This window comes from Chromobacterium rhizoryzae (assembly GCF_020544465.1).
Lineage (GTDB): Bacteria > Pseudomonadota > Gammaproteobacteria > Burkholderiales > Chromobacteriaceae > Chromobacterium.
Window position 1 is genome coordinate 3,540,060 of the sequence record NZ_CP066126.1, and the last position, 25,620, is coordinate 3,565,679.

Below are 25,620 nucleotides of genomic sequence, written 5' to 3' on the forward strand. Positions count from 1 at the left end.
AAACTTAATACACACTCAGGAATTGAACAATGAAATCCACTCAAACAAATCAAACATCCTGTAGTCCCCTCTTTCAGGAGGACTTCTTTTAAACCACACAATAAAAACCATCATGCCAACCATAGAAAACACATTAAAAAAATCTCCTTTGCTTTATTTTTTCATATTTGTCAGTATAGCGCCCATTCTGCTTATCGGAATCGCATCTCAGCTAATGGGAGATTCGTCCCTAGCACCAATCTTCAATTTCTTGTCTCTCAAGCATTTAACGGGTTCTGGCGGCATGGAATCTGAGACGCTGAAAAACACGGCTGCCGTGACTTTCTCGTACATTCGTCTCAGTATCCCAATTTATTTTATCGCAATTATTTTTCTATTTCGCCGGGATTTTGCTTTCAGCAACTTGGATTTAAGCCATTTCAGTTGGAAACGAGTGACTCTTTCGCTATTCGCCATCGGCGGAATGCTTGCCTTCATGGTGTACATTACTTATTTTGACGATTCCAACCTTGAGTCTGGCAGTCATATCATTAGAATAGCCGCCACCAACCCGATACTTTATTCAATCTTGGCGTCATGTCATGTAATGATGTTCTATTTCATTGCGCATTTGACTTTTATCAGCCTCGTTTTTCAGCCTATTTACTTGATAAAAAACCGCTAATTTCTCAACGGCGGGGGTAGTCCAAAAACCTCCGCCAAACCATTCATATGACATATCGTCACCACCCACTCGCCCACTGCAGCCTTCCCCATTCTTCCCCAGCAAAAAATTGATAAGCGCGATACGCATGATTTGATCTAGCCCAATCCGGCAACTATGTTTCATCAAGAGGCCGCGGCTCTGGCAGGGCGCGTCGCGGCACTATAGGCACAATATCTGTCCGGGGGAGCGCTCCATGCTGCACCAGTTGACCGTCAAGCAAAAACTGTTGGCCGGCTTTGGCCTGCTGATCATTCTGATCGCCATCATCGTGGCGGTGGCGATGATGAAGTTGAATACCATTGGGGACAAGATCCGCGATGTGACCGAGGACCGTTATCCCAAGATCGTGTTGGCCAACAAGATCAGCGTTACCACGCTGGACGTGGGCCGCTCCATCCGCAACGCCATCATTGTGCAGACGCCGGAGGAGACCGAGACCCATATCAAGAAGGTGGAGGAGTTCCGCGCCGCCAACGCCGTCAATATGGATCAGATGGAAAAGCTGTTGTCCACGCCCAAAGGGAAGGAGCTGTTCGACAAGCTCAAGACGGCCAGCGCCAATCTGGGCGGTCAGTTCGAGCCCTTGTACGCCTTGGCGCGCGCCAACAAGAACGAGGAAGCCAAAACCTTTCTGATGAAGACTTTTGCGCCGGCCAACAATGCGTTTTTAAAGGCGCTGAAAGAGATGTCTGACTTTCAGGAAGACTTGATGCAAAAGTCTATCGAGGGCAGCAAGGCCGCGCAGAGCGAGGCGGTGACGGTGTTGATCACCGTGGCGGTGATCGCCCTGATCGCCGCGGTGGCGATTGCGATGTTCATCGCCAATCTGGTGACGGTGCCGCTGAAGAAATCCGCGCAGCTGGTGCGCAATATCAAGCAGGGCGATTTGTCCGGCCACGATGAGCCGATTCCGGAGGCGCGCGACGAGGCCATCGCCATGGCCAAGGATATTCAGGAGATGCGCCAGGGCCTGCGCGAGGTGGTGGCCAGCATCCAGAAAAACGCCAACGAGGTGTCGGACTCCGCCCATGAGTTGGCCAGCATGTCCGAACAGGTGGCCCACGGCGCTCAGCGCCAGTCCGAGGCCACCTCGGAGGCCGCCGCCACCATTGAGGAGCTGACGGTCAGCATCAACCACGTGGCGGACAACTCCAACGAGGCTTCCCGCCAAGCGGCGATGGCCGGCGATCTGGCCAGCCGCGGCGGCCATGCGGTGAAGGCGTCGGTGGGCAATATCGAATCGGTGTCGTCTTCGGTGGCGGCCACTTCGGACCAGATGAAGGGCCTGACTCAGGAAGTGCAGAAGATAGGCAATATCGTCACGGTGATCCGCGACGTGGCGGACCAGACCAACCTGCTGGCCTTGAACGCGGCGATTGAGGCGGCGCGCGCCGGCGAGATGGGCCGCGGCTTCGCCGTGGTGGCGGACGAGGTGCGCAAGCTGGCGGAACGCACCGCCAGTTCCGCTCAGGAAATCACTCAGATGATCGGTTCCATCCAGGGCAGCGCCAACCGGGTGGTGGGCAGCATGGAGCAGAGCCTGACCAGCGTGGGCACGGTGTCCGACGGCGCCGGCCAGGCCACCGACTCCATGCAGGAGATCGAGGGCAGCACCCACTCCATCGTGCAATCCATCGGCAACATCACCAGCGCGCTGAGCGAGCAGCGCACCGCCAGCCTGAACCTGGCGCAGAGCATGGAACGGGTGTCGCAGATGGCGGAGGAAAACAGCGCCACGGTGGAAGAACTGGCCACCACCTCCAGCCAGCTCAATGCGCTGGCGCAGAACCTGCAGGGCGTGACCGCACGCTTCCGTCTCTAAAAACGGGGTTCAAACCAGGCGGGTCCGGCAAGCGCGGGCCCGCCCTTCCCCGCGCTCAGTCGTACTGGGTGCCCTTCTGGATCAATTCCACCTTGTAGCCGTCCGGGTCCTGCAAAAAGGCGATCACGGTGCGGCCGTGCTTCATCGGCCCCGCTTCGCGCGCCACGGTGTAGCCCAGCGCGCGCGCCTGCTCGCAGACGGCGGCGGCGTCGTCTACTTCTATCGCCACATGGCCATAGCCGTTGCCCAGCTGGTAATCGCCCTGATCCCAGTTATGGGTGAGCTCGATGGCGGCGGCCTCGGTTTCGTCTCGATAGCCGACAAAGGCCAGGGTGAAGCGGCCGTCCGGGAAGTCGTTGCGGCGCAGCAGGCGCATGCCCAGCGCCCGGGTGTAGAAGGCCAGCGCGGCGTCCAGATCGGCCACGCGCAACATGGTGTGCAGAATTCTCATGCGCTTTTTCCTGATGGTTGAGATGAAGAGCCTGTTCAATGTCTCGCGAGCCAGAACGAGACAAGGCGAAAGCGAGCGAAAAAGCGGAATGTGCCGGTGGTAGATGAGCATTCCAAAACGGGTTTCAACGCCGTATCGCTGAAGCGCAGCAGACTTTGAACAGCTTCTTAGATCGCGGTCATCTTAGCCGCGCTCATTACCCATAAAAAGCGACTTATAATGTACGGATCAATCACAAAAAGCGAAACATGAAACTCTCGCAACTGAATTTCTTCTGCGCGGTGGTGGAGCAAGGCAGCATCGCCGCCGCCGCCGAGCAATTGCACCGGGTGCCGTCCAATCTCACCGCCCGCTTGCAGGAATTGGAGGCAGAACTGGGCGTCAAGCTGTTCAGCCGCGAAAACCGTCGCCTGCTGACCACGCCGGAAGGCCATCTGCTCTACCGCCACGCCCGCGGCCTGCTGCAACAGGCCGAGGAGGTGCGCGGCCTGTTCGACGGCGCGCCCGCGCGCGGCTTGCTGAGAGTGGGCGCACTGGACGGCGCTCTGGCCACCCATCTGCCCGCCCGCATCGCCCGCTACCGCCGCCAGCACGCCGAGGTGGAGCTGCATCTGCGCGCCGGCCATTCGCTGGAACTGGAGCGCCAGCTGCAGGATGGTGAGCTGGATCTGATTCTCAGCGACGGACCGGTGGAGCATCCGCTGCTGACCAGCCGGCTGGCTTTCCGGGAGAAGCTGACGCTGATCGCGCCGCCGGACACCGCCGCGGCGACGGCGGAGGCCTTGGCCGGGCTGGAGCTGTACACCTTCGGCGCGGCCTGCCATTACCGCCGGCTGGTGGATCAATGGCTGCAAGCCTCCGGCGTGCGGCCGCGCGCGGTGCTGGAGATCGAATCCTATCCGGCCATCTTCGCCTGCGTCGCCGCCGGCGCCGGCTTTTCCTGCGTGCCGGAAAGCCTGTGCCGGCCGCAAGACGGCTACCGCGGCTTCGCGCTGCCGGATTTGGCGATCAGCGACATCCACTTCATCTGGCGCAAGCAGCAGGACTCCGCATTGGTTGACGGTTTCGTTCAGTCCGTCGCCGCGGATTAAACGCCTGCTCAATGCCTGCCGCGCTAGCGCCTGCACCCGCTTTCTCAGCCGCAACACCTTGTCCCGTTCTTGCCCGCGAGACTTTGAATCGGCTCAAAAAAACCGGCACAAGGCCGGGCAAACGGAGCAGCGGCATGGGCACAATGAGCAAAAATCGCAATCGGCATAACATGATCTCGTCGTAAGGTTGGCCAGCCGACATCCGTACGCCAGCCCTTCCTTTTCACTTGGGACCCGATCATGAAAACTCTTTTCGCCGCGCTTTCGCTCAGCCTGGCCGCAAGCAGTCCGGCCGTCCTCGCCCATGCCCATTCGGCTTATTCCCACGACAGCAACTTCAGCTACCGCCATCCCAAGTGGATGGGCCTGCTGGACGATGGCCTCACGGTCAGCCAGCTGTCGCTGCCCGGCACTCACGACACCATGAGCCGCTACGGCGGCGACAGCGTCGCCACCCAGACCCTGCCCTTGCGCACCCAGCTGGATGCCGGCGTGCGCGCTTTCGATATCCGCCTGCGCTCCATCGCCAACAGTTTCGCCATCCATCACGGCCCGGTGTTCCAACAAGCGATGTTCGGCGATGTGCTCAACGACATGAGCGCCTTCCTGCGCTCCAACCCCAGCGAAACCCTCTTCGTCCGGGTCAAGGAAGAACACACGCCGGAAAACAGCTCAATGTCCTTTGAGCAGATTTTCGAGTCCTACTACAATCGCTACAGCGGCTACATCGCCATTCCCACCGGCAACAATCCCAGCTTGCGCGAAGTGCGCGGTAAGATCGTGTTCTTGCAGAATTTCTCCAGCGGCAAGCGTTACGGCATTTCCTACGGTGCTTACAACATCCAGGACCAGTACAGCGTTTCCACCAACTGGGATTTGTACAGCAAATGGGAAAAGATCAAGGCTCACCTGAACCAAGCCAATACGGGACCGCGCGGCAACGGCTACATCAATTATCTGACCGCCTCCGGCGGCTCCTTCCCCTATTTCATCGCCAGCGGCCATTCCAATCCAGCCACCGGCGCGCCGCGGCTGGCCACTGGCCTGACAACCCCGGGCTGGAAAAACAGTTATCCTGATTTTCCGCGCGTCAATTGCTTCATCGGCATCTGCACCATCGCCTTTGAAGGCAGCAATGTGCTGACCCAGGAATACATCCAGCGCCAGCGCCCGGCTTACGCGGGCATGGTGATGGCCGATTTCCCGGGGCCGGGGCTGATAGACACACTGATCCAGCTCAATCTGAAAACCTGTAAGCGCTGGAACGCGGGCGACCGCGCCACCCTGGGCGACATCTACCGCTACGACAACCCCTACTCCAAGACGGTGGACTATTTCCGCAGCCGCAAGAGCGGCGGCTATTGGTATTTCCCCACCAATCAGTCCAGCAACGGCGACTGGGAATACCTGGGCCGCGCCAGCGCCTGCCGCGATTGACCGCGCTCAGCCGGGGCAGAAGGTTTCCTGCAAATGCCGCCAGCGCAGCGCGCCGGCCGCGTCGCGCTCAAACACCACGGTGGCCAGCCGCAGGCTGCTCGGCCGGCCGCCCAGGTATTGCGCTTCGCGATAAGCCACCGTCGCGCCGCCGGCGTGTTCATCCAGCAAGGCCAGTTGATCCACGGCGATCTCCAAACCCGGCTTGCCGCCGCCGGTCCGGGCGAACAGCTGCCGCAGCGCGTCCAGATCCAGCTGCGCGCCGCTGGGCGCCACCATGGTGAAGCGCGGCGAGAAGCGCGCCATCAGGGCCTCCAGCGCGGCGGCGTCCGCCGGGCCGGCGAACCATTGCCGGATGGCGATATGCGCGGAGATCACTTCGTCGAAATAGGGATTGGGCTTGGTCATCGGACTTTCTCTCTGTTAGTGGCTGGGCCGCAGCAGGGCCAGCACCGTCGGGGTGTGGATGCGCAGCACGAAAACCGCCGGCGCCAGGGTCAGGCCGGCGGCGATGAAGAAACAGGCTTGGTAGACCTGGGCGGTGGCCGCTAGCGCGCCGCTGTAATGAGTCAGCGCGTTCAGCAGCAGGCTGATCACGGCCACGCCCAGGCCGAAACTGAACTGGCGGTTGATGTTCCACAGCGCGCTGGCCTGCCGCAGTTCGGCCTCGGCGATATCCAGGAAGGCCGCGCTCTGCGCCGCGCTGCTGCACAGGCTGCCGCCGAAGCCCATCAGGGCGTAAGCGGCGATCAGCGGCCCCGGCGCGCTGGCGCCCAGGGCCAGCGCAACGATGCCGGCGCTCTGGAACAGCATGCCCAGCAGCAGCAGGGGCTTGGGGCCGCCATGGTTGAAGCGGCCGCGGGTCAGGCTGATCGCCAGCGCGGAGGCCAGCGCCCAGGGCAGCATCAGGCCGCCGGCGGCGGCGGCGCTCAGCTTGAGCACCTCTTGCAGATAGAGCATGGCCGCCAGGCTGACGCCCATGAACACGCCGGGGACGAACAGATACACCAACATGGCGGTACGCAGCAGGCGCCCGCGCAACAGCGTCAGCTTCAGCGCCGGCTCGGCCTTGCCTGCGGCCGCCCGCGCGTAGCCGGCCAGCGCGGCGGCGGCCAATAACAGCGCGGCGAGTCCCCACGCCAGATGGCCGCTTTCGCCCAGCCAGGTCAAGCCCAGCAGCAGCGAAGCCATCCCGACGGCCAGCAAGGCCAGGCCGGACAGGTCCAGCGCGCCGCGCCGCGCCGGGGTCCGGTCTTCCGGCAGCCAGCGCGCCGCCAGCCATAGCGTCAGCAGGGCCAGCGGCACGCTGGCCAGCAAGACCCAACGCCAGGACAAGACGTCCACGATCAGCCCGCCCAGCGCCGGCGACAGCGCCGGCACGATCAGCGCCACGCCCATGATCAGGGCGGTGAGCCGGGCGCGGAGCGCCGGCGGATAATGCCGGTAAACCATGGCCTGGCCCACCGGGATCAGCAGGCCACCGCCCAGGCCCTGCAAGGCACGCCAGCCTATCAGGGCTTCGATGGACGGGGCCGCGCCCGCCAGCGCGGCCCCGGCGAGAAACAGCGCCAGCGATCCCAGCAGCACCCGCCGCTCGCCGTAAGCGCCGGCCAGCCACGCGCTGAGCGGGATCACCAGGGTCAGGCCCAGCATATAGGCGTTGCCCACCCAGGCCAGCTGCGCCAGCGACGCGCCCAGGCCGCGGCCGATGTCCGGATAGGCGACGCTGGCGATGAACATATTGATCAGGTCCAGCGCAAAGCCGAGCAGGTACACCAGGGTCAGTTTCGAACGAAGCGACATCGGCGCTCTCCACGGTAAAGCGGCCGAGTATAGACAGGGGGCGGCGCTGGAAATAGCGGCCGCCGCCGACTAAACTGTCAAAATATTTTTGACAATAACAGGCGATGCCGTGGTCAGTCTGGATCGTTTTGAAACCTTCAAGGCCGTGGCGGACGCCGGCTCCTTCACCTCCGCCGCCGCCGCGCTGGGGCAGACCCGCGCCGTGGTCAGCTTCAACATCAAGCGCCTGGAGCAGGAAATCGGCGTTGCGCTCTTGATCCGCAATACCCGCAGCCTGGCGCTGACGGACGCTGGCGCGCGTTTTTACCAGCGCTGCGCCGACATGCTGGAGCAGGCGCGGCTGGCGATAGACGACGCCCGCGCCGAACACGGCGAGCTCAGCGGCGCGCTGCGCGTCACCGCCACGCTGGAATACGGCCTGGCCAGGATAGCCCCGGCGATCGAGCGCTTCGCCCTGCGCCACCCGGCGCTGCAACTGCAGTTGTCCACCTCCTCGCTGCACGCCGATCTGATCGCCGAACGCTTCGACGTCGCCATTCGCCTGGGCCGCCTGCCGGAAACCGATCTGCACGCGGTGCCGCTGGCCCAGTTCGATATTTTCCCGGTGGCGGCGCCGGCCCTGCTGGCGCAGCGGCCGGACGGGGACGTCCGCGACCTGGCCACGCTGAGCCGGCTGCCCTGGCTGGGACACAGCCGGCTCAAGCACGCCCAGCCTTGGCTGGTGGACACGCCGGACGGCGGCCAAGAAGCCTGGCGCCAGCATGGCCAGCCGCGGCTGAGTTCGGACAGCGCGTCCATTCTGCGCGCCTACGCGCTGGCCGGCCTAGGCGTGGCCCTGCTGCCGGACTGGCTGGTCAAGGCCGATCTGCAAGCCGGCCGGCTTTGCCGGCTGCTGCCCGATCACGGCTTCCCGCAGCAAGGAATCCACGCGCTCTACCCGCGCACCCGCCATGTGCCGGCCAAGGTGCGGGCCTTCATCGATTTTTTGCGCGAGCGCGAGACGGCGGACTAGCGGGCCGCCCGCGATTGTCCCGGTCATTGCCAGCGGCGCGGGTGCCGCATCCACGCAGGCCTGCGCTGAACGGTGGGCAAAGCCGCGGCCTTGATGCAAAATGCGCGTTTCATCCCCAATAAGCGACTCAAATGTCCTATCTCCGCGCCGCCTCGCTCCTGCCCGCCCTCTTGCTCTTGTCCGAATGCTGTCTGGCCGACGTGGGCAGCATGGGCGAAAACATGCTCAATATGGCGCTGTTCGCCATCGCATTCTGGCTGGCGCTGACTTGCTTGGTGTTCTGGAAGCTGCGCCGGCACACGGCCGGAGCCCAGTTCGGCTTCACCCTATTGTTTCTGCTGCTGCCCCTTTTGTGGGTGGTGAGCATGGGGCGCTGATCCGCCAGCTACGGGCAAAGAAAGGACGGCGCCGCAAAGCGCCGTCCAACCCTATCGTTTCACTCCCGGCCACAAGCCGTTCAGAAGCCCACCGCCAGCAACAGCCCCGCCGCCGCCAGCGTGCCCAGCGCCGCCACCCCATAGGTGCAGGCCTTGGCCAGCGGCCCGCCGCGGACGCCGACATCGTGCAGGCTGTGGTAGATGCGGTGCGCCGCGTGCCACAACAGCAGGGCGATCAGGCCGAACAGCAGCGCCTTGCCGATCAGGCTTTGCGCCAGCGCCTGCAGCGTGGCGTAATCGGCGGCGCCGTCCGGCAGCCAGCCCAGCGGCGCGGCGATGCCGGTGATGAACACCAGCATGGGGCCGAACAAGGCGGCCAGCATGCCGCCTGCGCCGAACAAGCCCCAGAAAATGGGCGCGTGAGAGCGTTTCAGTTCCGGTTTCATGCCGTCATCCCCCATACCAGCATCAAGAGCGCGGCGCTGCACACCGCGGCGGCGGCCAGGCCGCCGGCGGTGATGGCCAGCGCGGACACCCGCCGCCCGGCCAGCGTCAGCGGCGGCAATGTGCGCGGCATGATCTTGAACCAGGTGTAGCTGTGGTAGGCGATCATGGCCAGCGCCGCCGCGTGCAGCAGCAAGGCCGGCGCGCTTTGCAAGGCGGAGATGAAGCCGTTCCAGGCCGCCTCCCCCTGGCTCAGCCGCCACAGCCCGCACAGCAGGGTCAGCGCGTAGCCGGCGACGAAGAGCGCCGTGCCTTCGTGCACCATGTACTCGATGAAGTAAGGGTTCTTGCGCCACCAGCCCTCCATTGGCCGGACATACGGTTTGCGCTTGCTCATTTGCACGTCCCCTTGGGCCGGGCGAAGCGCAGGAAGTAATCCCTGGCTACCGCCGTCTTGTTGAGGTTGACCGCATTGGCCGGGTCCACCATTTTGGGGCAGACCTCGGAGCAGTAGCCCACCGCAGTGCAGTTGAACACGCCTTCCTGCGCGGCCAGCAGCTCCATCCGCTCTTCGGCCGCGCCGTCGCGCGTGTCCATATTGTAGCGGTGCAGCAGCGCGATGGCGCCGGGCCCCAGGAACGTGTCGTCCAGGCCGTACTGCGGGCAGGCGGCGTAGCACAGCAGGCAGTTGATGCAGCTGCTGAACTGGGCGTACCAGTCCATCTGCGCCGGGGTTTGCAGGGTTTCGCCCTCGGACAAGGGCTTGTCTTCCTTGGGCACGATATAGGGCTGGATGCTTTCCAGCTTGGCGATGAAGTCGTCCAGCACCACCACCAGATCGCGTTCTATCGGGAAGTGATTCAGCGCCTCGATGCGCACCGCGCCGGGGTAATCGCGCAGGAAGGTCTTGCAGGCCAGCTTGGGCACGCCGTCCACCATCATGCCGCAGCTGCCGCAAATCGCCTGCCGACAGGACCAGCGGAAAGCCAGGCCGCCGTCCAGATAATCGCGGATGTATTGCAGCGCCTGCAGCACCGACATGTCGTCGCGGTACGGCACTTCAAAGTGTTGCAGCCACGGCTCGCTGTCCTGCTCCGGACGGTAGCGCATCACGGCTATGGTCTTGGTCTGTTCGCTCATGCCTTGCCCTCCTTGGCCGCGGCTTCCGCCGCCAGTCCGGCCGCGCCGTAGGCGCGCACCGCCGGCTGCGATTTGGTGATCTTCACCGCGCCGTAATCTATGCGCGGCGCGTCCGCGCCCTGGTAGACGGCGAGGCTGTGTTTGAGGAAGTTGGCGTCGTCGCGCTGCTCGCAGCCGTCCAGCCGCTGATGGGCGCCGCGCGATTCGCGGCGTTGCAGCGCGGAATGCGCCATCGCCTCGGCCACGTCCAGCTGGTAGCCCAGCTCGATGGCCAGCAGCCAGTCGCTGTTCCAGACGCTGGATTTGTCTTCCACGTGCACATTGCGGAAGCGCTGCTTCAGTTCCGCCAGCTTGTCGCAGGTGGCGCGCATCGAGGCTTCCAAGCGGTAGATGCCGCAGCCGGCTTCCATGGTTTCCGCCATTTCGCGGCGCAGTTCGGCGATGCGTTCGCCGCCTTCGCGCGCGCGCAGCGCATGCAGGCGCGCCTCGGCGGCCTCGGCCTGCTGTTGCAGCGCCTCGCGCCGCGCCGGACGGCGCGATCGCGCACAGCGGGCGGCTTCTTCGCCGGCCACTTTGCCGAACACCGACAGTTCCGCCAGCGAGTTGGAGCCCAGGCGGTTGGCGCCGTGGATGCCGACGCTGGAGCATTCGCCGGCGGCGAACAGGCCGGGCATGGGCGCGGCGCAGCGGCCGTCGACCAGGATGCCGCCCATGGTGTAGTGCACCGCCGGCCGCACCGGAATCGGCGCCTTGGCCGGGTCTATGCCCAGGAATTCCTCGGCCAGCTCGCAGATTTGCGGCAGCCGTTCGCGCAGCTTGGCGTGGCCCAGGTGGCGCAGGTCCAGGTACACCGCGGAGCCCCACGGGCCTTCCACGGTGCGGCCCTGCTGCTGCTCGTACCAGAAGGCCTGGCTCAGGCGGTCGCGCGGGCCCAGTTCCATGAATTTATTGCGCGGCTTGTCCTCGGCCGGGCCCAGGCCGTAATCCTGCAGATAGCGGTAGCCGTCCTTGTTGACCAGCAGGCCGCCTTCGCCGCGGCAGGCCTCGGTGAACAACAGGCCGGTGCCGGGCATGCAGGTGGGGTGGTATTGGACGAACTCCATATCGCGCAGCGGCACCCCGTGGCGGTAAGCCAGCGCCATGCCGTCGCCGGTGACGATGCCGCCGTTGGTGTTTTCGCGGAACACCCGGCCGGCGCCGCCGGTGGCCATCACCACCGCGCCGGCCTCGATCAACAAGCTGTCGCCGCTGGCGATGTCTATCGCCAGCACGCCGCGCGCCTCGCCGTCTTCCACGATCAGATCCGCGCAGAAGTATTCGTCGAAACGGCGGATGGACGGGAAGCGGATCGAGGTCTGGAACAGGGTATGCAGCATGTGGAAGCCGGTCTTGTCGGCGGCGAACCAGGTGCGTTCAATCTTCATGCCGCCAAAGGCGCGCACATTGACGCTGCCGTCCTCCTTGCGGCTCCACGGGCAGCCCCAGCGTTCCAGCTGCACCATTTCCTCCGGGCACTGGCTAACGAAATATTCCACCACGTCCTGCTCGCACAGCCAGTCGCCGCCAGACACGGTGTCGTTGAAATGGGCGTCGAAGCTGTCGTGCGCCTGCTTGACCCCGGCGGAGCCGCCCTCGGCCGCCACGGTGTGGCTGCGCATCGGGTAGACCTTGGACACCAGCGCGATGCGCAAGGCCGGGTCCGCCTGGGCGGCGGCGATGGCGGCGCGCAAGCCCGCGCCCCCCGCTCCCACGATCACGATGTCTGCTTGGTAAGTTTCCACAAGCTTTCCTCACTTAGAAGTACAAATGCGTCAATCCGTACGCCGCCAGCGTGGACACCCCCACCCCTATCAGCCCCGGCATCATGAAGCTGTGGTTGAGCAGGTATTTGCCGATGCGGGTGGTGCCGCTGCGGTCCATATTGATGGCCGCCAGGTCGCTGGGATAAAAGGCGAAGAAGAAATAGGCGTAGCAAGAGGGCATGATGGCCAGCAACTGATGCGGGCTCAGGCCCAGCGCCAGACCAAAGGGCACCATGATGGTGAGCGTGGCGGCCTGGCTCTTGACGAAGGCGGACACGGCGAACATCGCCAGCGCGAAGGTCCACGGCGCGTAGGCCACCATGGCCTTGATATTGGCCACCAGCAGCGGCTCGTTGGCCTTGACGAAGGTGTCGCTCATCCAGGCGATGCCGAAGATGGACACCACGGCGATCATGCCGGCGGTGAACACCTCGGAACGGGCGATCACCGCGGCCTTGGCGTTGGAACGGAACAGGATGAAGGCGCCGAAGGCCAGCATCACGAACTGCACCACCGTGGTCATCGGCACCGGCTTGCCCTGGCTGACCGGCAGCCATTGCGGAAACAAGGCCAGCAGCACGATGACGAGGATGCCGGAGAAGAACAGCGCCACCGATTGCCGCGCCGCCGCCGGCAGGGTCTTGTCCAGGGTGGTGACGGATTTTTCCACCGAGGCGCGGAAGTCCGGGTCTTGCATCCGGGCCAGGAATTCCGGATCGCGGTCCAGTTCCACGCCGCGGCGCAGGCTCCAGCAGGCGGCGGCCAGCACGCCCAGCAGGCCGGACGGCGCGGTCACCATCAGGATTTGCCACAGGGTCAGCGGCTGGCCGCTGTGGGCGGTCATCGCCAGCAGCGAGGTCACCGCCGCCGCCGCCGGGCTGGCGGTGATGCCCATTTGCGAGGCCACGCTGGCCATGGCCATCGGCCGTTCCGGGCGGATGCGGGTTTTCAGAGAGACGTCGGCGATCACCGGCAGCAGCGAATACACCGCATGGCCGGTGCCCACGCACATGGTGAGCAGGAAGGTGGACAGCGGTGCCAGGAAGGTGATTTGCTGCGGATGGCGGCGCATCAGCCGCTCCGCCTGCTGCACCAGAAAGTCCAGGCCGCCGGCCACTTGCAGCGTGGCCGAGGCGGTGACCACCGCCAGGATGATCAGCATCACGGTGATGGGCGGCTCCGCCGGCGCCACGCGGAACACGAAGCACAGCACCGCCACGCCCAGCCCGCCTATCATGCCCAGGGCCACGCCGCCGCGGCGTATGCCCATCAGTATCGCCGTCAGCAGCAGCGCGAATTGTATCCAGAAAACCCACATGATCTTGTCCCTATTAGCCATTGTTTTTCGCTGTTATAGGGGATTAACAGCATCGGCTAATAGACCTTGATCAAGTCCGGATCATAACGATTTCAAAACAGACCATTGGCATTGAAAACCGGCTGTTTTCAAGCCCTCCAGCCTGCTCCACTGACCTTAATAACGGCTAACCATGATATTCCGTATGGCTATAACTGGGCAGCATGCGGCTTGCGCATGCCCAATTGACGCCAACACCAGGGCAGAGGCCCGCGGCCTTCCCGCCCAGTTGAAGACCCCGTTTGGAGATCTCGTGATGAAACGCCATGAATTATCCCTGCTCGCCGGCCTGCTGCTGACAGGCTACGCCGCCGCGCAGCCGGTGCCGCTGCCCAATCCCGGCATCCCCGGCTACCAGTTCCCGGAACCGGAATCCACGCTGATGCAGTGGATCAATCAGCCCAGCGCCGCCCATGCCCGCAATATCCACCGCCACGGCTGGGGCATGTGGGCCGCGCTGACCATGCCCAGCGGCCAGACCGAATACGGGCTCGCCAACGCGCCGGTCTATCTGACCTGGCTGACGCCGAACGAGGTGGCCGCCCTGCCCGCGGACGCGGCCGCCAACGCGACGTCGGCCTTGGCGGCGGCTCCGCGCCAGATGCGGCTGCGCGTGCCGCGCCAGTTCATGCGCATTCCCGGCTTCATGGAAAAGCTGCAGGCGCGGCTGGCGGCGCTGAGCCAAAGCCAGGACCAATCCGCCCGCGGCGTGCGCGACACCTCCTCGTTTGAAATGGTGGGCTACGATCCGAGCGCCGCCGCCTTCGCCAGCAAGAACCAGCTGTTTTCCAAGGCGGCGCTGAACAAGTTCTACCAGGCCGGCAACGCGTCGATTCCGGCCTTCCCAAGCACCGCCGTCACCATCAAGCCGGTATACAAGCTGGTCAACAAGGCCAATATGATTCCGGGCACCTCCTTGTATGTGATGCCGGCCTGGCCCGGCACGCCCAAGCCGACGCCGGCGATGCAAAGCGGCGGCTTTCCGGAGGAGGCCTGGCCCGGCTGCGTCTACATCGACGCCAAGAACCCGGGCCGCTCCGCGGCTCAGAGCGCGGATGCTTCCTGTAGCAGCCCCAGCGCCGCCAATACCTTCGGCCTGGGCGACTTCATCCGCATCCCGATCACCGCCGCCAACGCCGCCCTGTTTTCCAGCCTGGCGCAAAACCAGTTGAAACAGCCGGTGGAGCCCGGCGACACCCTGATCCTGATGGCGATGCACGTCACCTCGCGCGAGATGACGGAATGGACCTGGCAAACCTTCTTCTGGACGCCGGCCCCGGCCAAGCCGCCGCTGCCCAGCTCCGTCGCCGTGGCCCAGGCGCGTCCGGCGCAACTGCCCTGGCCGGCGGCGCATTACGCGATGTCCATCGGCTACCAGATGGTGGCGCCCAACCAGCCGGTGAACGGCGGCAAGAGCGTCGGCTCGCCGGTCACGGTGTACAACCCCTACTTGGAGGCCAGCTTCGGCAGCAGCGTCTTCCAGCCCCCGCCGCCGGTGAACGTGGGCATTTACAACCCCAAGACCAAGACCACCTTCAAGGGCACCCTGGGCATACAGAGCAATTGCATGACCTGCCACTCCGGCGCCTCGGTGAAGATGGACAGCACGGTCAAGCCGATAGGCTACGCCACCAATTTCTACATCCCGCGCAATGCGCCCATGTTCAAGGGCAATCTGCAAACCGACTTCCTGTGGTCCATCGCGGACGGCGCGGATTAAGCGGCATGGCCTGAAGACGAACGCCCATCCTCCGGACGGGGGATGGGCGCAGGATACGGCGCGCGGTTTCGAGCAGGTTTTTAGAAGCTGTTCAAAGTCTCGCGAGCTAAGACGAGGCAAGGCGAAAACAGCTGAGAAAGCGGAATGTACACGTAGTACATGAGCGCTTCGAAGCCGTTTTCAACGCCGCATCGACGACGCGCAGCAGACATTGAATAGGTTCTTAAGGCGTTTTCTGCGCCTGCACCGCCGAAAAATGGCTGACCACCTCGCTCAGCTGGGCGGTGCTGCTGCGGATCTGGTCGATGGAGGTGCTGGCCACGCCGGCGTGCTCCTCGCCCATCCGCGCCTTGACCTGCATCTCATGGATGCTCTCGCTGGCGGACGAGGTGCCGTTGCGGATGTCGTCTATCATGCCGGCCACTTCCTTGGTGGAGGCGTTGGTGCGCTCGGCCAGCTTGCGCACCTCGTCCGCCACCACCGCGAAGCCGCGGCCCTGTTCGCCGGCCCGCGCCGCCTCGATCGCCGCGTTCAGCGCCAAGAGATTGGTTTGATCGGCGATCTCGTGAATGGTGTTGACGATGGAGGTGATGCGCAGGGTTTTGGAGTCCAGGTCCTCGATGATCTTGACCGAACGCTCGGCGCTGTCCGCGATCAGGCTCATCTCGCCTATGGTGTCCTTGATCACCGCCAGGCCGTCCGACGAGGCCGCGTCGGACGCGGCGGACAAGCGGTGCGCCTCCTTCACCAGATGCAGGTCGTGCTGCGCCGCTTCTTCTTCCTCGGTGATGTCCAGCGCGAACTTGATCACTTTGTAGACCTCGCCCTCGTCGTTGACGATGGGGTTGTAGCTGGCCTCCAGCCAGATGGGCCGGCCCTGCTTGTCGCGGCGCTCGAACTTGCCGGCGATGAAGGTGCCCTGGTTCAGCCGCTGCCACAGCTCGGCGTAGGCCGGGCTGTGCACATAATCGGGAGAACAGAAAATCCGGTGATGCTGGCCGATGATTTCCTGCTCGGTGTAGCCCACCGTGCTCAGGAAGTTGCCGTTGGCGCGCAGCACAATGCCGTCGATGGAGAATTCGATCACCGCCATGGAGCGGCTGACCGCCTTCATGGTGTTGCGGGCCTCCAGTTCGGCTTGCACCGACTTGGTCACATCCAGCGCGAACTTGACCACCGCCGTCACCTGGCCGGCTTCGTCGCGCACCGGATTGTAACTGGCCTCCAGCCACACGATCTCGCCGTCCTTGGTCACTCGCTTGAAGCGGTCGCTGACGAAATGCCCCTGCTTCAGCCGGCTCCAGAAGGTGGCGTACTCGGCGCTGCTCACGTAGTCGGCCGGACAAAACAGCCGGTGATGCTGGCCTATCACCTCGCTGGCGCGGTAGCCCATCACTTCTTCGAAATTGGCGTTGGCGGAACGCACCACGCCGTCCGGCGAAAACTCGATCACCGCCATCGAGCGGTCTATCGCCTGCAACACGCCCTGCTGTTTATGCAGCTCCGCCACCGTATCCCGCAATTTGCGTTTCAACGCCATATTGAACATGCAGCAACCTTTCCGCTCGAGTCATCGTCCTTGCCGTCAGCGCTCCTCTTCCACTCTTTATTTACAAAGCCGGTCATGCCAATGTCAAACCGTAAAAACACCTACCGCCCCCCGGTGGCCAAAATGCCGGGCCGCGCAAAAAAAACAAGCCGCCTTGCGGCGGCGTGACCAGGGCGCTCGCGCGCCGCTCAAGCTTCAGCGTCCGGATCGGTGACCAGCCGCGAGAACATCTTGAAATTGCCCGGCTCGCCGCGCACCTGGCGATAGCCGCGCAGCAAACCCTCGTATTGAAAACCGCTGCCGCGCAGCAATTGCTCGGCGCGCCGGTTGCCGTCGCGCGCCACCGCCTGTACCCGGTACAAGCCGCAACCGACAAAGGCCCAGACAGTGACCGCCTTGCAGGCGGCCTGCCCCAGCCCGCGCCCCCAATAGGCCGGCGCCAGGTCGAAATCGATCTCCGCCTTGCGATCCTCCGGCCAGACGGCGTCGAAACCAACCGAACCGGCCAGATTCCCCGATTCGTCGTCCACGATGGCCAGCCGCAACGGCGCGCCCGGCTCGTCGGAGCGATAGGCCTGCACCAGCGGCGCCAGATCCGCAGCCGATTGCAGCTCCCAGCGCAGATGCTGCGCCACCTCGGGCAGGCGCAGATAGTCGTACCAGTCCGGAATATCCAGCATTTCCATGGGACGCAGGCTGAAACCCTGCAGATCGATAGACGGCGGGGTTATCACATTCATCACGAGCACCAGAATGAGGCGGCCGGCCCCCGCGCTTGCAAGCGAGTGGACCCGGCCGCGCTTTATTGTGTACAGCGGGAGACCGCACTCCATTCTAGAAGATAGCTCGCCAATAGAAAGCCTATCTAGGCCCGCTCAAGGTCTTGCGAACAAGAGCGGGACAAGGCGCAAACGGCTGAAGAAGCGGATCAGGCGGTCAAGGCCGGGCTGCCGGCCGGCGCGGCGGGCGCAGGCTGGGGGGCCTGGGCCTGCGCGTTGGCGGCCTGGATTTGCGGGCTATCGCCGGGGCTGAAGCTTTGCGTCACTTTGCCGGTCATCAGAATGCCCAGCACCACGATCACCGAATTGTCTATCGGCAAGGACGGCGAGCCTTTCTGGATCGAGGTGTAGGCCCAGACCAGCAGCACGCCCAGCGCCCACAGCAGGAAAGCCAGCCGCGTGGCGGAAAAGCTGCCGAAACCATCCTGCAAGAATTCAGAAACCTTCATCTTCCATCCTTTCCCGTTGAACCGGCGGGCAGGCCGCCTGCTATTTAGCGATATAGCGCCGCGGCCAAGGGCCGGCAAAACCGGAAAACACTTAGAACCGGTTCTAAAACCTACTGCGCGTCAGCGATACCGCGTTGAAACCCCCTTCGAAACGCTCATATACCCTTGTACATTCCGCGTTCTCAGCTGTCTTCGCCTTGCCTCGCTCTCCTGACGTGAAAGCTAGTCTTTAGGCCGGCGCCTTCTCCGCCGGGCTTGGCCATAATACGGAAGGACAAGCGCTCCGCCGCCGCAGAAGCATTCCGTCGCCTGTTTCAAGACGGCCGCCGCGGCGGCCATCCGCCTTCATGCCCGCTCCATATCAACAAGCCGCCGCGCCCACGGGCCGAGCGGCGGTCCGGCTCGCTTTTTGATTGACCCTAACTTGGAAGGAGTCTCGCCATGAGCCTAGACCAAGCCGTATTGGACAGCCCCGTTGTCGAAGACATCGACGCTCAGATCGAAAAAGTGCTGGCCATGATGTCCGCCCGGGACCTGCAGCAGCTGCAAGCCAAGCTGCGGCAGCTGTATCAATTGGAGTATTCCGAAACCGACGCGCATCCCTTCAATATCAAGACCATCATCAAGGGACGCGACATCCGCTTTGCGCGCGGGGTGTCGCCGGCTTCCCGCGCCTTCATGATTCTGCACAGCCTGGGGCATTATTTTTTCATCTGCGCGGCCAGGCGCAAGAACATCGAGCGTTATGACTATATTTACGACCTGCGCGGGGTGCAGACGGCGCTGCACTATTACGAAACCGCCGGCCAGGGCAGCGGCCTGGATCAGCCGCCGCCGATGACGGAGCAGAAACGCAAGGACCGGGTGTCCTTCGAGGTGGGCGCCAACCGCTTTGCCGCCGATCTGCTGGCCGACATCGGCTTCGGCCAGGCGGCGGCGCTGATTCAGCGCTATCAGGTGGGCGACATCAACTACATCCTCGACGTGTCGCGCGGCGGCAAGGCCGCCATCGTGCCCAGCGATCACGACTATCTGCGCCGCTACATCTGCGCCGGCTTGTCCATAGACCCCGACGACGCTTACGATGACGGCGTCTACGATCCGGACGCCTACCGCCGGGACGGCATAGATTGGCAACATATCGAGGATATCCGGCTTGAGATCCATTTCTTCTGATTCTTCCGGCCGCGCATGGGCGGCATAAGCCGCCGCCAGCTGGCCGCCCTGTTCTGCTGCATGTTCATCATCGGATCGGCCGAAGTGGCGGCCGGCCCGATGATGGCCATGATGGGCCGCCATTTCGGCGTGCCCTCCAGCGCCATCGCCTATCTGCCCGCCGCTTACGGCCTGTGCTACGGCGTGTTCGCGCTGCTGGCCGGCCCGCTGTCCGACCGCTTTGGCCGCAGACCGCCCTTGCAGCTGGGCCTGCTCGGCTTCGCCCTGTGCTGCGCGCTGCTGCCCTCCGCCCCCGGCCTGAACGCGGCCGTCGCGCTGTCCGCGCTGAGCGGGCTGTGCGCGGCGGTGATCCAGCCCAATGCGCTGGCGCTGGTGGCGGACCTGGCCCCGCGCGCCCAGCTGGGCCAAAGGCTGGGCCAGGTCTTCATCGGGCTGATGCTGGCCTTCGTGCTGACGCCGGCGCTGGCCGGACGGCTGGCGGACACCGCCGGCTGGCAGGCCAGTTATTACGCGCTGGCGGCGGCCGGCCTGCTGGCCTGGGCCGCGGTGCGGCGCTGGTTCCGCGCCGACGGCGGCCGCCTGACGGCGGGCGGCGGCTTCCTGGCCACCCTGGCCGGCGCCTGGCGCACGCCCGGCGCGCGGCGCCGGCTATGCGTCAGCTATCTGTGGCTGGGTTGGGTCGCCGGCTTCGGCGCGGTGGTGGCCGAGGTCGCCGCGCGCAAGCTGGCGCTCAGTTCCACCGGCGGCGGCCTGCTGGCCGGCGGCTTGGGCTTGGTGGTCATCGCGGGCAATCTCTGCGGTCCGCCGTTGCAAAGGCGGCTGGGCGAGGCCGCCCTGCCGGCCGCGGCGCTGGCGGCGGCGCTGGGCATCCTGGCCTTCCTGCTGCCCCTGAGCGCGCTGTGGCAACTGGCGCTGGCCGGCTGTCTGTGGGCCTTCGGCTACGGCTGCGCCGGGCCCTTGCACCACGCCCGCTTGAGCACCCTGTCCGAACGCTATCGCGGCACCCTCAATTCCTATCACGCCAGCTTGTTGAACCTGGGCATTTTTTCCGCCGCCCTGTTGCTGGGCCTGAGCAGCGAGCCAAGGCCGGTGGCCTGGTTCTGCGCCGCGGCCGGGCTGTTGACCCTGGCCGGCGCGCTCTTGCTGCTGCCCTTCGGGCCGGGCTTGCGGCCGGCGGACGCCAAACAGGCCTAAGAACGTGTTCGAAGGCTATCGTTGGCATTAAGAAATACAATTCCGGCATCCGCTTGCAAATCCGCACGCCGGACGCATCATGACAAATACAAAACAAAATGCCATGCAACTAAGGAAACGTCATGATTGCCATTCGGGAGATCGACCATATCGTGCTGCGGGTCAGCGACCTGGCCAAGATGGAGCGCTTTTACCGCGAGGTGCTGGGCTGCACGGTGGAGCGCCGGCGCGAGGACTTGGGGCTGTTGCAGTTGCGCGCCGGGCATTCGCTGCTGGACCTGGTGCCGGTGGACGGGCCGCTGGGCCGGGCCGGCGGCCGCGCGCCGGCCGCGGAAGGCCGCAATCTGGATCACTTCTGTTTCCGCGTCGAGCCTTTCGACGAGGAGGCGATACGCGCCCACCTCGCAAGCCACGGCCTCAGCGCCGGGGAAACCGCCCAGCGCTACGGCGCCGAGGGCGACGGCCCCTCCTTGTACTTGCAGGACCCGGAGGGCAATGTCGTGGAGCTGAAAGGCCCGCCCTCCCCTTAGAAGCTGTTTACGATCTGCTGCGCTGCGGCGATACCATAGAACCTGTTCAATGCCTGCCGCGCTTCCTGACGGCGCGGCGAGCGCCGCTTCAGCCCTCTGAGCCGCCTCCGCGGCCGCAAGGCCTGGGCTCCAAAACCCCAAACCGCTGTTGAACCCGGCGTCGCCGCGCCCGCCGTGAGCGGCGTCTTTCGGCGCTAAGCGCCGGTTCACAGGCCGCTCCGGCAAACTGGGTCTGGCGGTTTTAAATATTACTGGTTTTGATTTTTTTATTTAGACATAAATACTCTAGTCTAAACCGCTTCGATAATAGGGGGTTTAATCCGCCCGCCCTAATCGCGTTAATTCAAACAACCGTTTGGAGTAAATGCCGAAATTCAAACTGGCATTGAATTGGTATTAAATATCGTCAATGACGCTTATTCGCCGCGCCGGCGGCCGCGCGCGGCGGATATAAAAAACCCCTGAAGCGGACAGCGCCTTCAGGGCTTGTGTCGCGAGAGTCCGCGTTCAAGGCTGTCTGCGAGCCTGAATGCCCGCCGCCACCTTTTGCAGCTTGTCCGCATAGCCCGGATCGGTGGCGTAGCCGCCCTGCGCCAGCGCCTGAGCGAAGGCCTGGGCGTTGCCGCCCACGCCCAGCGCGCCGCGATAACGCGGATTGCCGGCCAGCAGCTGCGCGTAATCGGCGAAGGCGTCTTGCAGGCCGGAGTAGGCGCGGAAGCTTTCCGTCCGCTTCACGTCGCGGCCGTCCACATGCTCGGTGGTCAAGGCGCGGCTGACTTCGCCCTGCCAGCCCTTGCCGGCCTTGATGCCGAACAGATTGTGGTTGCTGCCGCCGTCGGCGCGGGTCAGCGGACGCTGGCCCCAGCCGGACTCCAGCGCCGCGTGAGCGGCCACCAGTTCCGGCGCCACGCCCAGTTTGGCGGCGGCCTGTTGCGCGTAGGGCGCGATGCTGTCGAGAAAGGCTTGCTGGTCCGCGCCGTAGGGCATGCTGCCGCCCAGGGTGGCGTCCTGGACGCGCTGACGCGCCCAAGCGCCTTCCGGCGACAGGCTGGACCAGCTCTCCGAACCGTTTTCGATAAAGTCGCGCACTTCGCTGCGCAGCTGACCGCTCCATTGGTCGGCGAAACGCTCGCCGTCCCCGCCGCCCTGGCCGATCAACGGCAAGGCGATGGCGTCGGCGCCGAAGTCCGGCCCGGCGCCGATGTCATTGCGCACAGTAAACATCGCTGTCTCCATTCAGCACGCGGTTCATCAGGTCCTGCTGCTGTTGCAGCAGCTGGCCGTTGCGCAGGTTCAGGGTCTGGCACAAACGGATCTGCTCCACCAGCGCGTTCCAGCGCTGGCGGCAGGCTTGTTCCGCGGCGGCGGGCAAAAGCTTGAGCACCGCGTCCATCGAGGCGGCGCGGCCGCGGCCCAGCAATTGGCCGGCCAGTTGCAGGCGCTGGTCGCGGCTGGCCTGCAAGGCGTCGCATTGGGCGACGATGTCGGCCCCCAGCTGCCGCAGCTCGTCGGCCTGATGCGCCAGCGCGGCGGCGAACTGCTGTTCCAGCAGTTGCTCCAAGCGGCCGTAGCCTTGCAGATCCTGCTGCACGGTGGCCAGCAGTTGTTTGAAGGCTTGCTCGCGATTCATTCAGCGGCTCCGGTGGTATTGCTCCACCAGATCGGCCAGGCGGGCGGCGTCGAAGCGCACTTCGCCGCGCGCCAAGGCGGCGCGCACTTCTTCCACCCGCTTCATGTCGATGTCCGGCAGCGCGCGCAGTTCCGCCACCGCCGGCGCCATGTCCTGGCTCGCGGCGGGCGCGGCGACGGCGGCGGGCGCGCGGGCCGGCGTTTCCGCGGCGGCGCTCTGGCCGCCGACCGCCAGTTCGCGGCGTTGCGACGAGGTCGAATTGATTTGCATAGTTTGGAATCCGTCTGGTTAGGCTGTGCGAGCGGCGCGGCCGCTCGGAGCGGGCCCTGCGGCCCGCCCTTACCCTTTCAAGGCGACAGTCTGAGAAAAAACTTAAAAATTTACCGGTAACATTTTCAGAACGACAATGCGCCGGTTTTCCAGACGGATATAGCGGCCGAACACCAGCTCCTTCAGGATGCGCGCCACCATCTCGCGGGAGGAGCCGATCTGGTCGGCGATTTCCTGCTGGGTCAGCTGCTTTTTCAGCACCATTTCCTCGCCGTCCTGCTCTTCCAGCATTTGATTGATCAGGATGCGCACGCGGCCGTACACGTCCATCAGCGCCAGGTTCTTGGCCTTGGTGGACATGCGGCGCACCACTTGCACCAGATGGCACATGATGCGGGTGCGGGCCTCCGGGCTGTGCGGCAGGCCGTCTTCGGTATCGAACAACTGCATCAGGCTGTCGCGGCTGAACACCAGCAGGTGGCTGTCCTCGTCCGCCGCGCAATTGGAGCTGCGCTCGCCGCTGTCGATGAAGCCGACCATGCCGATCAGCTCCCCGGAAGCGCAGATTTGCAGAATGTATTTCTTGCTGAGTCCATCCGAAACAAAGACTTGCATGCAACCGCTGACCAGCAGATAGACCTCGTTGGCGCTATCGCCCTCGTTGTACAGCACCTCGCCCTTGTTCAGGCGGCGGCTTTCGGCCAGTTCCAGCGCTTTGTCCAGTTTGTCGTTGTCCAGATGTCCGAACAGATGTGTGCCTCTTAACAAGGCTTTGATATTGTGGTTTTCATTCATGACCACGTCGTCCCCGATAGTCTTGCGATTGAATCGACTTTCCCGCAGATGTTTGCCGCCTTTTGGCGTCTTTTTTTGTCAACATCATCCGAGTCTTTCGCTCGGATTTTTATTAATCAGGTGCGGATTATAATATTAGCGGTTAACAAAAGTGTGAAAAAACACACATAAAAAAAGCCTGAAACGAATCAGGCTTTTGTTTTGAACCCAAAAAAATAAAAGTTCAGCGGGGAGTTAGGCCATCTTGCAGCGCGCTATCCAGATCGGATTTCTGTAGTGGCGAACTTACAACACTGGTCTCGCGATTGCCGCTCTGTCCCGGCGGTCCGAACATGGCCACCACCGCCTGCGCCTGCTTGCTGGTCATCACCAAGAGCTCGATGCGGCGGTTGTAGGCGGCCAGCGGGTGCTCGGCGTCCAGCGGCGCCCGGTCCGCCATGCCCACCACTTGCAAAATGCCGGCGGCGTTCATGCCGCCTTCCAGCAGATGCAGCCGCGCCGCCATCGCGCGGTTGCTGGACAGACCCCAGTTCGAAAACGAACCGAAGCCGGCGGTCCGGTATTGCGCGGCATCCGTGTGTCCGACAATCAGCAATTGATTGTCGATATGGCCGAACATCTCGCCCATATCGTGCAATAGCCGCTTGAAGCGCGGCTCGACGATGGCGCTGCCGCGCTCGAACATGCCCTGGTTGTCGGTGTCGTGCAGCATCACCCGCAAGCCGTAAGGCGTGACCACGGTCTGCAGATTGCTGGCCAGGCCGGCGTCGCGGCTCATCTTGGCCAGCAGGCCGGCCAGCTTTTCCAGATCCGCCACGCTGTCCAGGCTGCGCTGGCCCTGTCCGTCGAAGGTTTTCTTGGCCACCTTGTTGCTCTCCTGCAGCAGGGAGTCGGCCTTGGTGGTGGTGGTGGGCTGGCCCGGAATCGGGTCGCGCGGGATCAGGCTGCCCGGCGGCGTGCCGGTATGCTCGATGCTGCGCGAGCCGCCGGCCTTCAGCGGGCTGCCGCCGCCGGCGGTCAGCAATTGCTGCAGGTTTTCCTGGTCGCGCGCGGCCAGCACCCATAGCACCAGGAACAAGCACATCAGCGCCAGCACGAAGTCGGCGAACGCCACTTTCCACGCGCCGCCGTGTCCTTCGGAATCCTGACGGCGCGACACCTTCTTGATCACCGCGGCTTCATGCTCGCGATTGGGTTTATTCGCCATGCCGGCCATCCGCTCAGTTCACGCCTTCCAGCGCGTTGATCCAGGTTTCCAGCTGGGAGAAGCTGGGCTTGGTGTTCAGCTGCACCAGGCGGCGGCCGGCGTCGATGGCCAGCAGCGGCGGCTTGCCGGACACATGGGTGGTCAACACCACTTTCACCGATTCGTAGTTGGACAGCTCCTGCTTGACCAGCTGGTGCATCATATTGGACAGCGGGTCCAGCACGCCGTAGCAGAAGAAGATGCCGATGAAGGTGCCCACCATGGCGGCGGCCACTTTCTCGCTGATCTCGCCGGCGGTGGCGCCCTGGCTGACGCTGTTCATCGCCATCACGATGCCCAGCACCGCGGCCAGAATGCCGAAGCCCGGCATCGCCTCGGCGATTTTGTGCAGCGATTTGGACGGCTGGTTCAATTCTTCGTGAATGGCGTCCAACTCCTGGTCCAGCACGCCCTCCAGTTCATGGGCGCTGATCTTGCCCATGGCCATCAGGCGGAAGTTGTCGACGATGAAGGCCAGCAGCTTGGGTTCTTCCAGCACCAGCGGGTAGCGGTTGAACAAGGCGCTCTGACGCGGGGCCTCCACGTGTTCGTCCAGCGCCTTCAGGCCCTGGCTGGCGGTGATCAGGAGTTCGTACATCAGCAGCAGCAGCTGGCGCTGAAATTCCGCGTCGTACTTCTTACGCATGCCGACGCGCTTGATCTGGCCGCCCATTTCCGTCAGCACGTGCTGCGGGTTGCCCAGCACGATGGCGCCGACGGCGGCGCCGCAGATGATCAGCAGCTCCACCGGCTGCCAGATCACGGACAGGATGCCGCCATGCAGCATGAAGCCGCCAAAGACACAAACCAGCACGATCAGAATGCCGAATAATTGCTGCATGT

27 protein-coding genes are annotated in these 25,620 nt (G+C 64.0%); 10 read left to right on the forward strand and 17 right to left on the reverse strand.

The window, feature by feature from the left end; translation table 11 throughout:
• Positions 1 to 112 precede the first annotated feature (112 nt).
• The gene (locus JC616_RS15905) at positions 113 to 664 is read left to right on the forward strand and encodes a hypothetical protein (RefSeq protein WP_227104186.1); all 552 of its coding nucleotides are present in this window, start codon (positions 113 to 115) and stop codon (positions 662 to 664) included.
• A 235-nt stretch (positions 665 to 899) separates the two neighbouring features.
• Positions 900 to 2,528, forward strand: a complete 1,629-nt coding sequence (locus tag JC616_RS15910; RefSeq protein ID WP_227104188.1) for a methyl-accepting chemotaxis protein — start codon at positions 900 to 902, stop codon at positions 2,526 to 2,528.
• A 55-nt stretch (positions 2,529 to 2,583) separates the two neighbouring features.
• Here the strand turns inward: JC616_RS15910 and gloA are convergent, their stop codons facing one another.
• Positions 2,584 to 2,979, reverse strand: coding sequence for a lactoylglutathione lyase (gene gloA, locus JC616_RS15915; RefSeq protein ID WP_107799868.1), 396 nt, complete (start codon positions 2,977 to 2,979; stop codon positions 2,584 to 2,586).
• Between the two features lie 248 nt (positions 2,980 to 3,227).
• On the opposite strand from gloA, the gene JC616_RS15920 reads away from it, so the two are divergent.
• Complete coding sequence (locus JC616_RS15920) at positions 3,228 to 4,070, forward strand: LysR family transcriptional regulator (protein ID WP_107801846.1); 843 nt, start codon at positions 3,228 to 3,230, stop codon at positions 4,068 to 4,070.
• Between the two features lie 240 nt (positions 4,071 to 4,310).
• The gene (locus JC616_RS15925) at positions 4,311 to 5,507 is read left to right on the forward strand and encodes a phosphatidylinositol-specific phospholipase C (RefSeq protein ID WP_227104190.1); all 1,197 of its coding nucleotides are present in this window, start codon (positions 4,311 to 4,313) and stop codon (positions 5,505 to 5,507) included.
• A 6-nt stretch (positions 5,508 to 5,513) separates the two neighbouring features.
• Here JC616_RS15925 and JC616_RS15930 read toward each other — a convergent pair whose 3' ends face one another.
• Together JC616_RS15930 and JC616_RS15935 are read right to left on the reverse strand one after the other, a co-directional pair.
• Positions 5,514 to 5,912 carry a hypothetical protein gene (locus JC616_RS15930; RefSeq protein WP_227104191.1) on the reverse strand — a complete coding sequence of 133 codons (399 nt, stop codon included), beginning with the start codon at positions 5,910 to 5,912 and terminating at the stop codon, positions 5,514 to 5,516.
• A 15-nt stretch (positions 5,913 to 5,927) separates the two neighbouring features.
• Entirely contained in the window at positions 5,928 to 7,307 is a 1,380-nt protein-coding gene (locus JC616_RS15935; RefSeq protein WP_227104192.1) for an MFS transporter, read from the reverse strand.
• A gap of 109 nt (positions 7,308 to 7,416) precedes the next feature.
• Here JC616_RS15935 and JC616_RS15940 point away from each other — a divergent pair, with 109 nt between their 5' ends.
• Both JC616_RS15940 and JC616_RS15945 read left to right on the forward strand, forming a co-directional pair.
• The gene (locus tag JC616_RS15940) at positions 7,417 to 8,319 is read left to right on the forward strand and encodes a LysR family transcriptional regulator (RefSeq protein ID WP_227104193.1); all 903 of its coding nucleotides are present in this window, start codon (positions 7,417 to 7,419) and stop codon (positions 8,317 to 8,319) included.
• Positions 8,320 to 8,450: 131 nt separating this feature from the next.
• Entirely contained in the window at positions 8,451 to 8,696 is a 246-nt protein-coding gene (locus tag JC616_RS15945; protein WP_081545763.1) for a hypothetical protein, read from the forward strand.
• Between the two features lie 80 nt (positions 8,697 to 8,776).
• Here the strand turns inward: JC616_RS15945 and frdD are convergent, their stop codons facing one another.
• From frdD to JC616_RS15970, 5 genes are read right to left on the reverse strand one after another with little or no spacing between them, the layout of a single operon-like run.
• Positions 8,777 to 9,142 carry a fumarate reductase subunit FrdD gene (frdD, locus tag JC616_RS15950; RefSeq protein ID WP_227104194.1) on the reverse strand — a complete coding sequence of 122 codons (366 nt, stop codon included), beginning with the start codon at positions 9,140 to 9,142 and terminating at the stop codon, positions 8,777 to 8,779.
• On the reverse strand, positions 9,139 to 9,537 hold the full coding sequence (locus tag JC616_RS15955; protein WP_107799873.1) for a fumarate reductase subunit C: 399 nt from the start codon (positions 9,535 to 9,537) through the stop codon (positions 9,139 to 9,141). The genes frdD and JC616_RS15955 overlap by 4 nt, the downstream gene beginning before the upstream one ends.
• Positions 9,534 to 10,280, reverse strand: a complete 747-nt coding sequence (locus JC616_RS15960) for a succinate dehydrogenase/fumarate reductase iron-sulfur subunit (protein WP_227104195.1) — start codon at positions 10,278 to 10,280, stop codon at positions 9,534 to 9,536. Before JC616_RS15960 ends, JC616_RS15955 begins: the two co-directional genes overlap by 4 nt.
• Positions 10,277 to 12,061 (reverse strand): fumarate reductase (quinol) flavoprotein subunit, encoded by a 1,785-nt coding sequence (gene frdA, locus JC616_RS15965; protein WP_227104196.1) that lies wholly within the window; start codon positions 12,059 to 12,061, stop codon positions 10,277 to 10,279. The genes JC616_RS15960 and frdA overlap by 4 nt, the downstream gene beginning before the upstream one ends.
• A gap of 13 nt (positions 12,062 to 12,074) precedes the next feature.
• Positions 12,075 to 13,400 carry an anaerobic C4-dicarboxylate transporter gene (locus tag JC616_RS15970; RefSeq protein ID WP_107799876.1) on the reverse strand — a complete coding sequence of 442 codons (1,326 nt, stop codon included), beginning with the start codon at positions 13,398 to 13,400 and terminating at the stop codon, positions 12,075 to 12,077.
• 295 nt (positions 13,401 to 13,695) lie between these two features.
• Here JC616_RS15970 and JC616_RS15975 point away from each other — a divergent pair, with 295 nt between their 5' ends.
• Complete coding sequence (locus tag JC616_RS15975) at positions 13,696 to 15,159, forward strand: hypothetical protein (protein ID WP_227104197.1); 1,464 nt, start codon at positions 13,696 to 13,698, stop codon at positions 15,157 to 15,159.
• A gap of 223 nt (positions 15,160 to 15,382) precedes the next feature.
• Here the strand turns inward: JC616_RS15975 and JC616_RS15980 are convergent, their stop codons facing one another.
• The 3 genes from JC616_RS15980 to JC616_RS15990 form a co-directional block, all read right to left on the reverse strand.
• Positions 15,383 to 16,708: a methyl-accepting chemotaxis protein gene (locus JC616_RS15980; protein ID WP_107799878.1), complete on the reverse strand. Its 1,326-nt coding sequence runs from the start codon at positions 16,706 to 16,708 to the stop codon at positions 15,383 to 15,385.
• 188 nt (positions 16,709 to 16,896) lie between these two features.
• Positions 16,897 to 17,448: a GNAT family N-acetyltransferase gene (locus JC616_RS15985; RefSeq protein ID WP_107799879.1), complete on the reverse strand. Its 552-nt coding sequence runs from the start codon at positions 17,446 to 17,448 to the stop codon at positions 16,897 to 16,899.
• A gap of 188 nt (positions 17,449 to 17,636) precedes the next feature.
• On the reverse strand, positions 17,637 to 17,936 hold the full coding sequence (locus JC616_RS15990; protein WP_107799880.1) for a hypothetical protein: 300 nt from the start codon (positions 17,934 to 17,936) through the stop codon (positions 17,637 to 17,639).
• A 441-nt stretch (positions 17,937 to 18,377) separates the two neighbouring features.
• Here JC616_RS15990 and JC616_RS15995 point away from each other — a divergent pair, with 441 nt between their 5' ends.
• The 3 genes from JC616_RS15995 (at position 18,378) to JC616_RS16005 (ending at position 20,836) form a co-directional block, all read left to right on the forward strand.
• Positions 18,378 to 19,112 carry a hypothetical protein gene (locus JC616_RS15995; RefSeq protein WP_107799881.1) on the forward strand — a complete coding sequence of 245 codons (735 nt, stop codon included), beginning with the start codon at positions 18,378 to 18,380 and terminating at the stop codon, positions 19,110 to 19,112.
• A gap of 15 nt (positions 19,113 to 19,127) precedes the next feature.
• Entirely contained in the window at positions 19,128 to 20,306 is a 1,179-nt protein-coding gene (locus JC616_RS16000) for an MFS transporter (RefSeq protein ID WP_227104198.1), read from the forward strand.
• A gap of 122 nt (positions 20,307 to 20,428) precedes the next feature.
• Entirely contained in the window at positions 20,429 to 20,836 is a 408-nt protein-coding gene (locus JC616_RS16005; protein WP_107799882.1) for a VOC family protein, read from the forward strand.
• 507 nt (positions 20,837 to 21,343) lie between these two features.
• On the opposite strand, the gene JC616_RS16010 is transcribed toward JC616_RS16005, so the two are convergent.
• From JC616_RS16010 to motA, 6 genes are all read right to left on the reverse strand, one after another.
• The gene (locus JC616_RS16010) at positions 21,344 to 22,060 is read right to left on the reverse strand and encodes a glucosaminidase domain-containing protein (RefSeq protein WP_227104199.1); all 717 of its coding nucleotides are present in this window, start codon (positions 22,058 to 22,060) and stop codon (positions 21,344 to 21,346) included.
• Positions 22,041 to 22,466: a flagellar export chaperone FlgN gene (gene flgN / locus JC616_RS16015; protein ID WP_107799884.1), complete on the reverse strand. Its 426-nt coding sequence runs from the start codon at positions 22,464 to 22,466 to the stop codon at positions 22,041 to 22,043. Before flgN ends, JC616_RS16010 begins: the two co-directional genes overlap by 20 nt.
• On the reverse strand, positions 22,467 to 22,736 hold the full coding sequence (flgM, locus tag JC616_RS16020; protein ID WP_048415766.1) for a flagellar biosynthesis anti-sigma factor FlgM: 270 nt from the start codon (positions 22,734 to 22,736) through the stop codon (positions 22,467 to 22,469).
• Positions 22,737 to 22,838: 102 nt separating this feature from the next.
• Entirely contained in the window at positions 22,839 to 23,531 is a 693-nt protein-coding gene (locus JC616_RS16025; protein WP_227104200.1) for a Crp/Fnr family transcriptional regulator, read from the reverse strand.
• 223 nt (positions 23,532 to 23,754) lie between these two features.
• On the reverse strand, positions 23,755 to 24,738 hold the full coding sequence (locus JC616_RS16030) for a flagellar motor protein MotB (protein WP_227104202.1): 984 nt from the start codon (positions 24,736 to 24,738) through the stop codon (positions 23,755 to 23,757).
• A gap of 13 nt (positions 24,739 to 24,751) precedes the next feature.
• Complete coding sequence (gene motA, locus JC616_RS16035; RefSeq protein ID WP_107799887.1) at positions 24,752 to 25,618, reverse strand: flagellar motor stator protein MotA; 867 nt, start codon at positions 25,616 to 25,618, stop codon at positions 24,752 to 24,754.
• Positions 25,619 to 25,620 lie beyond the last annotated feature (2 nt).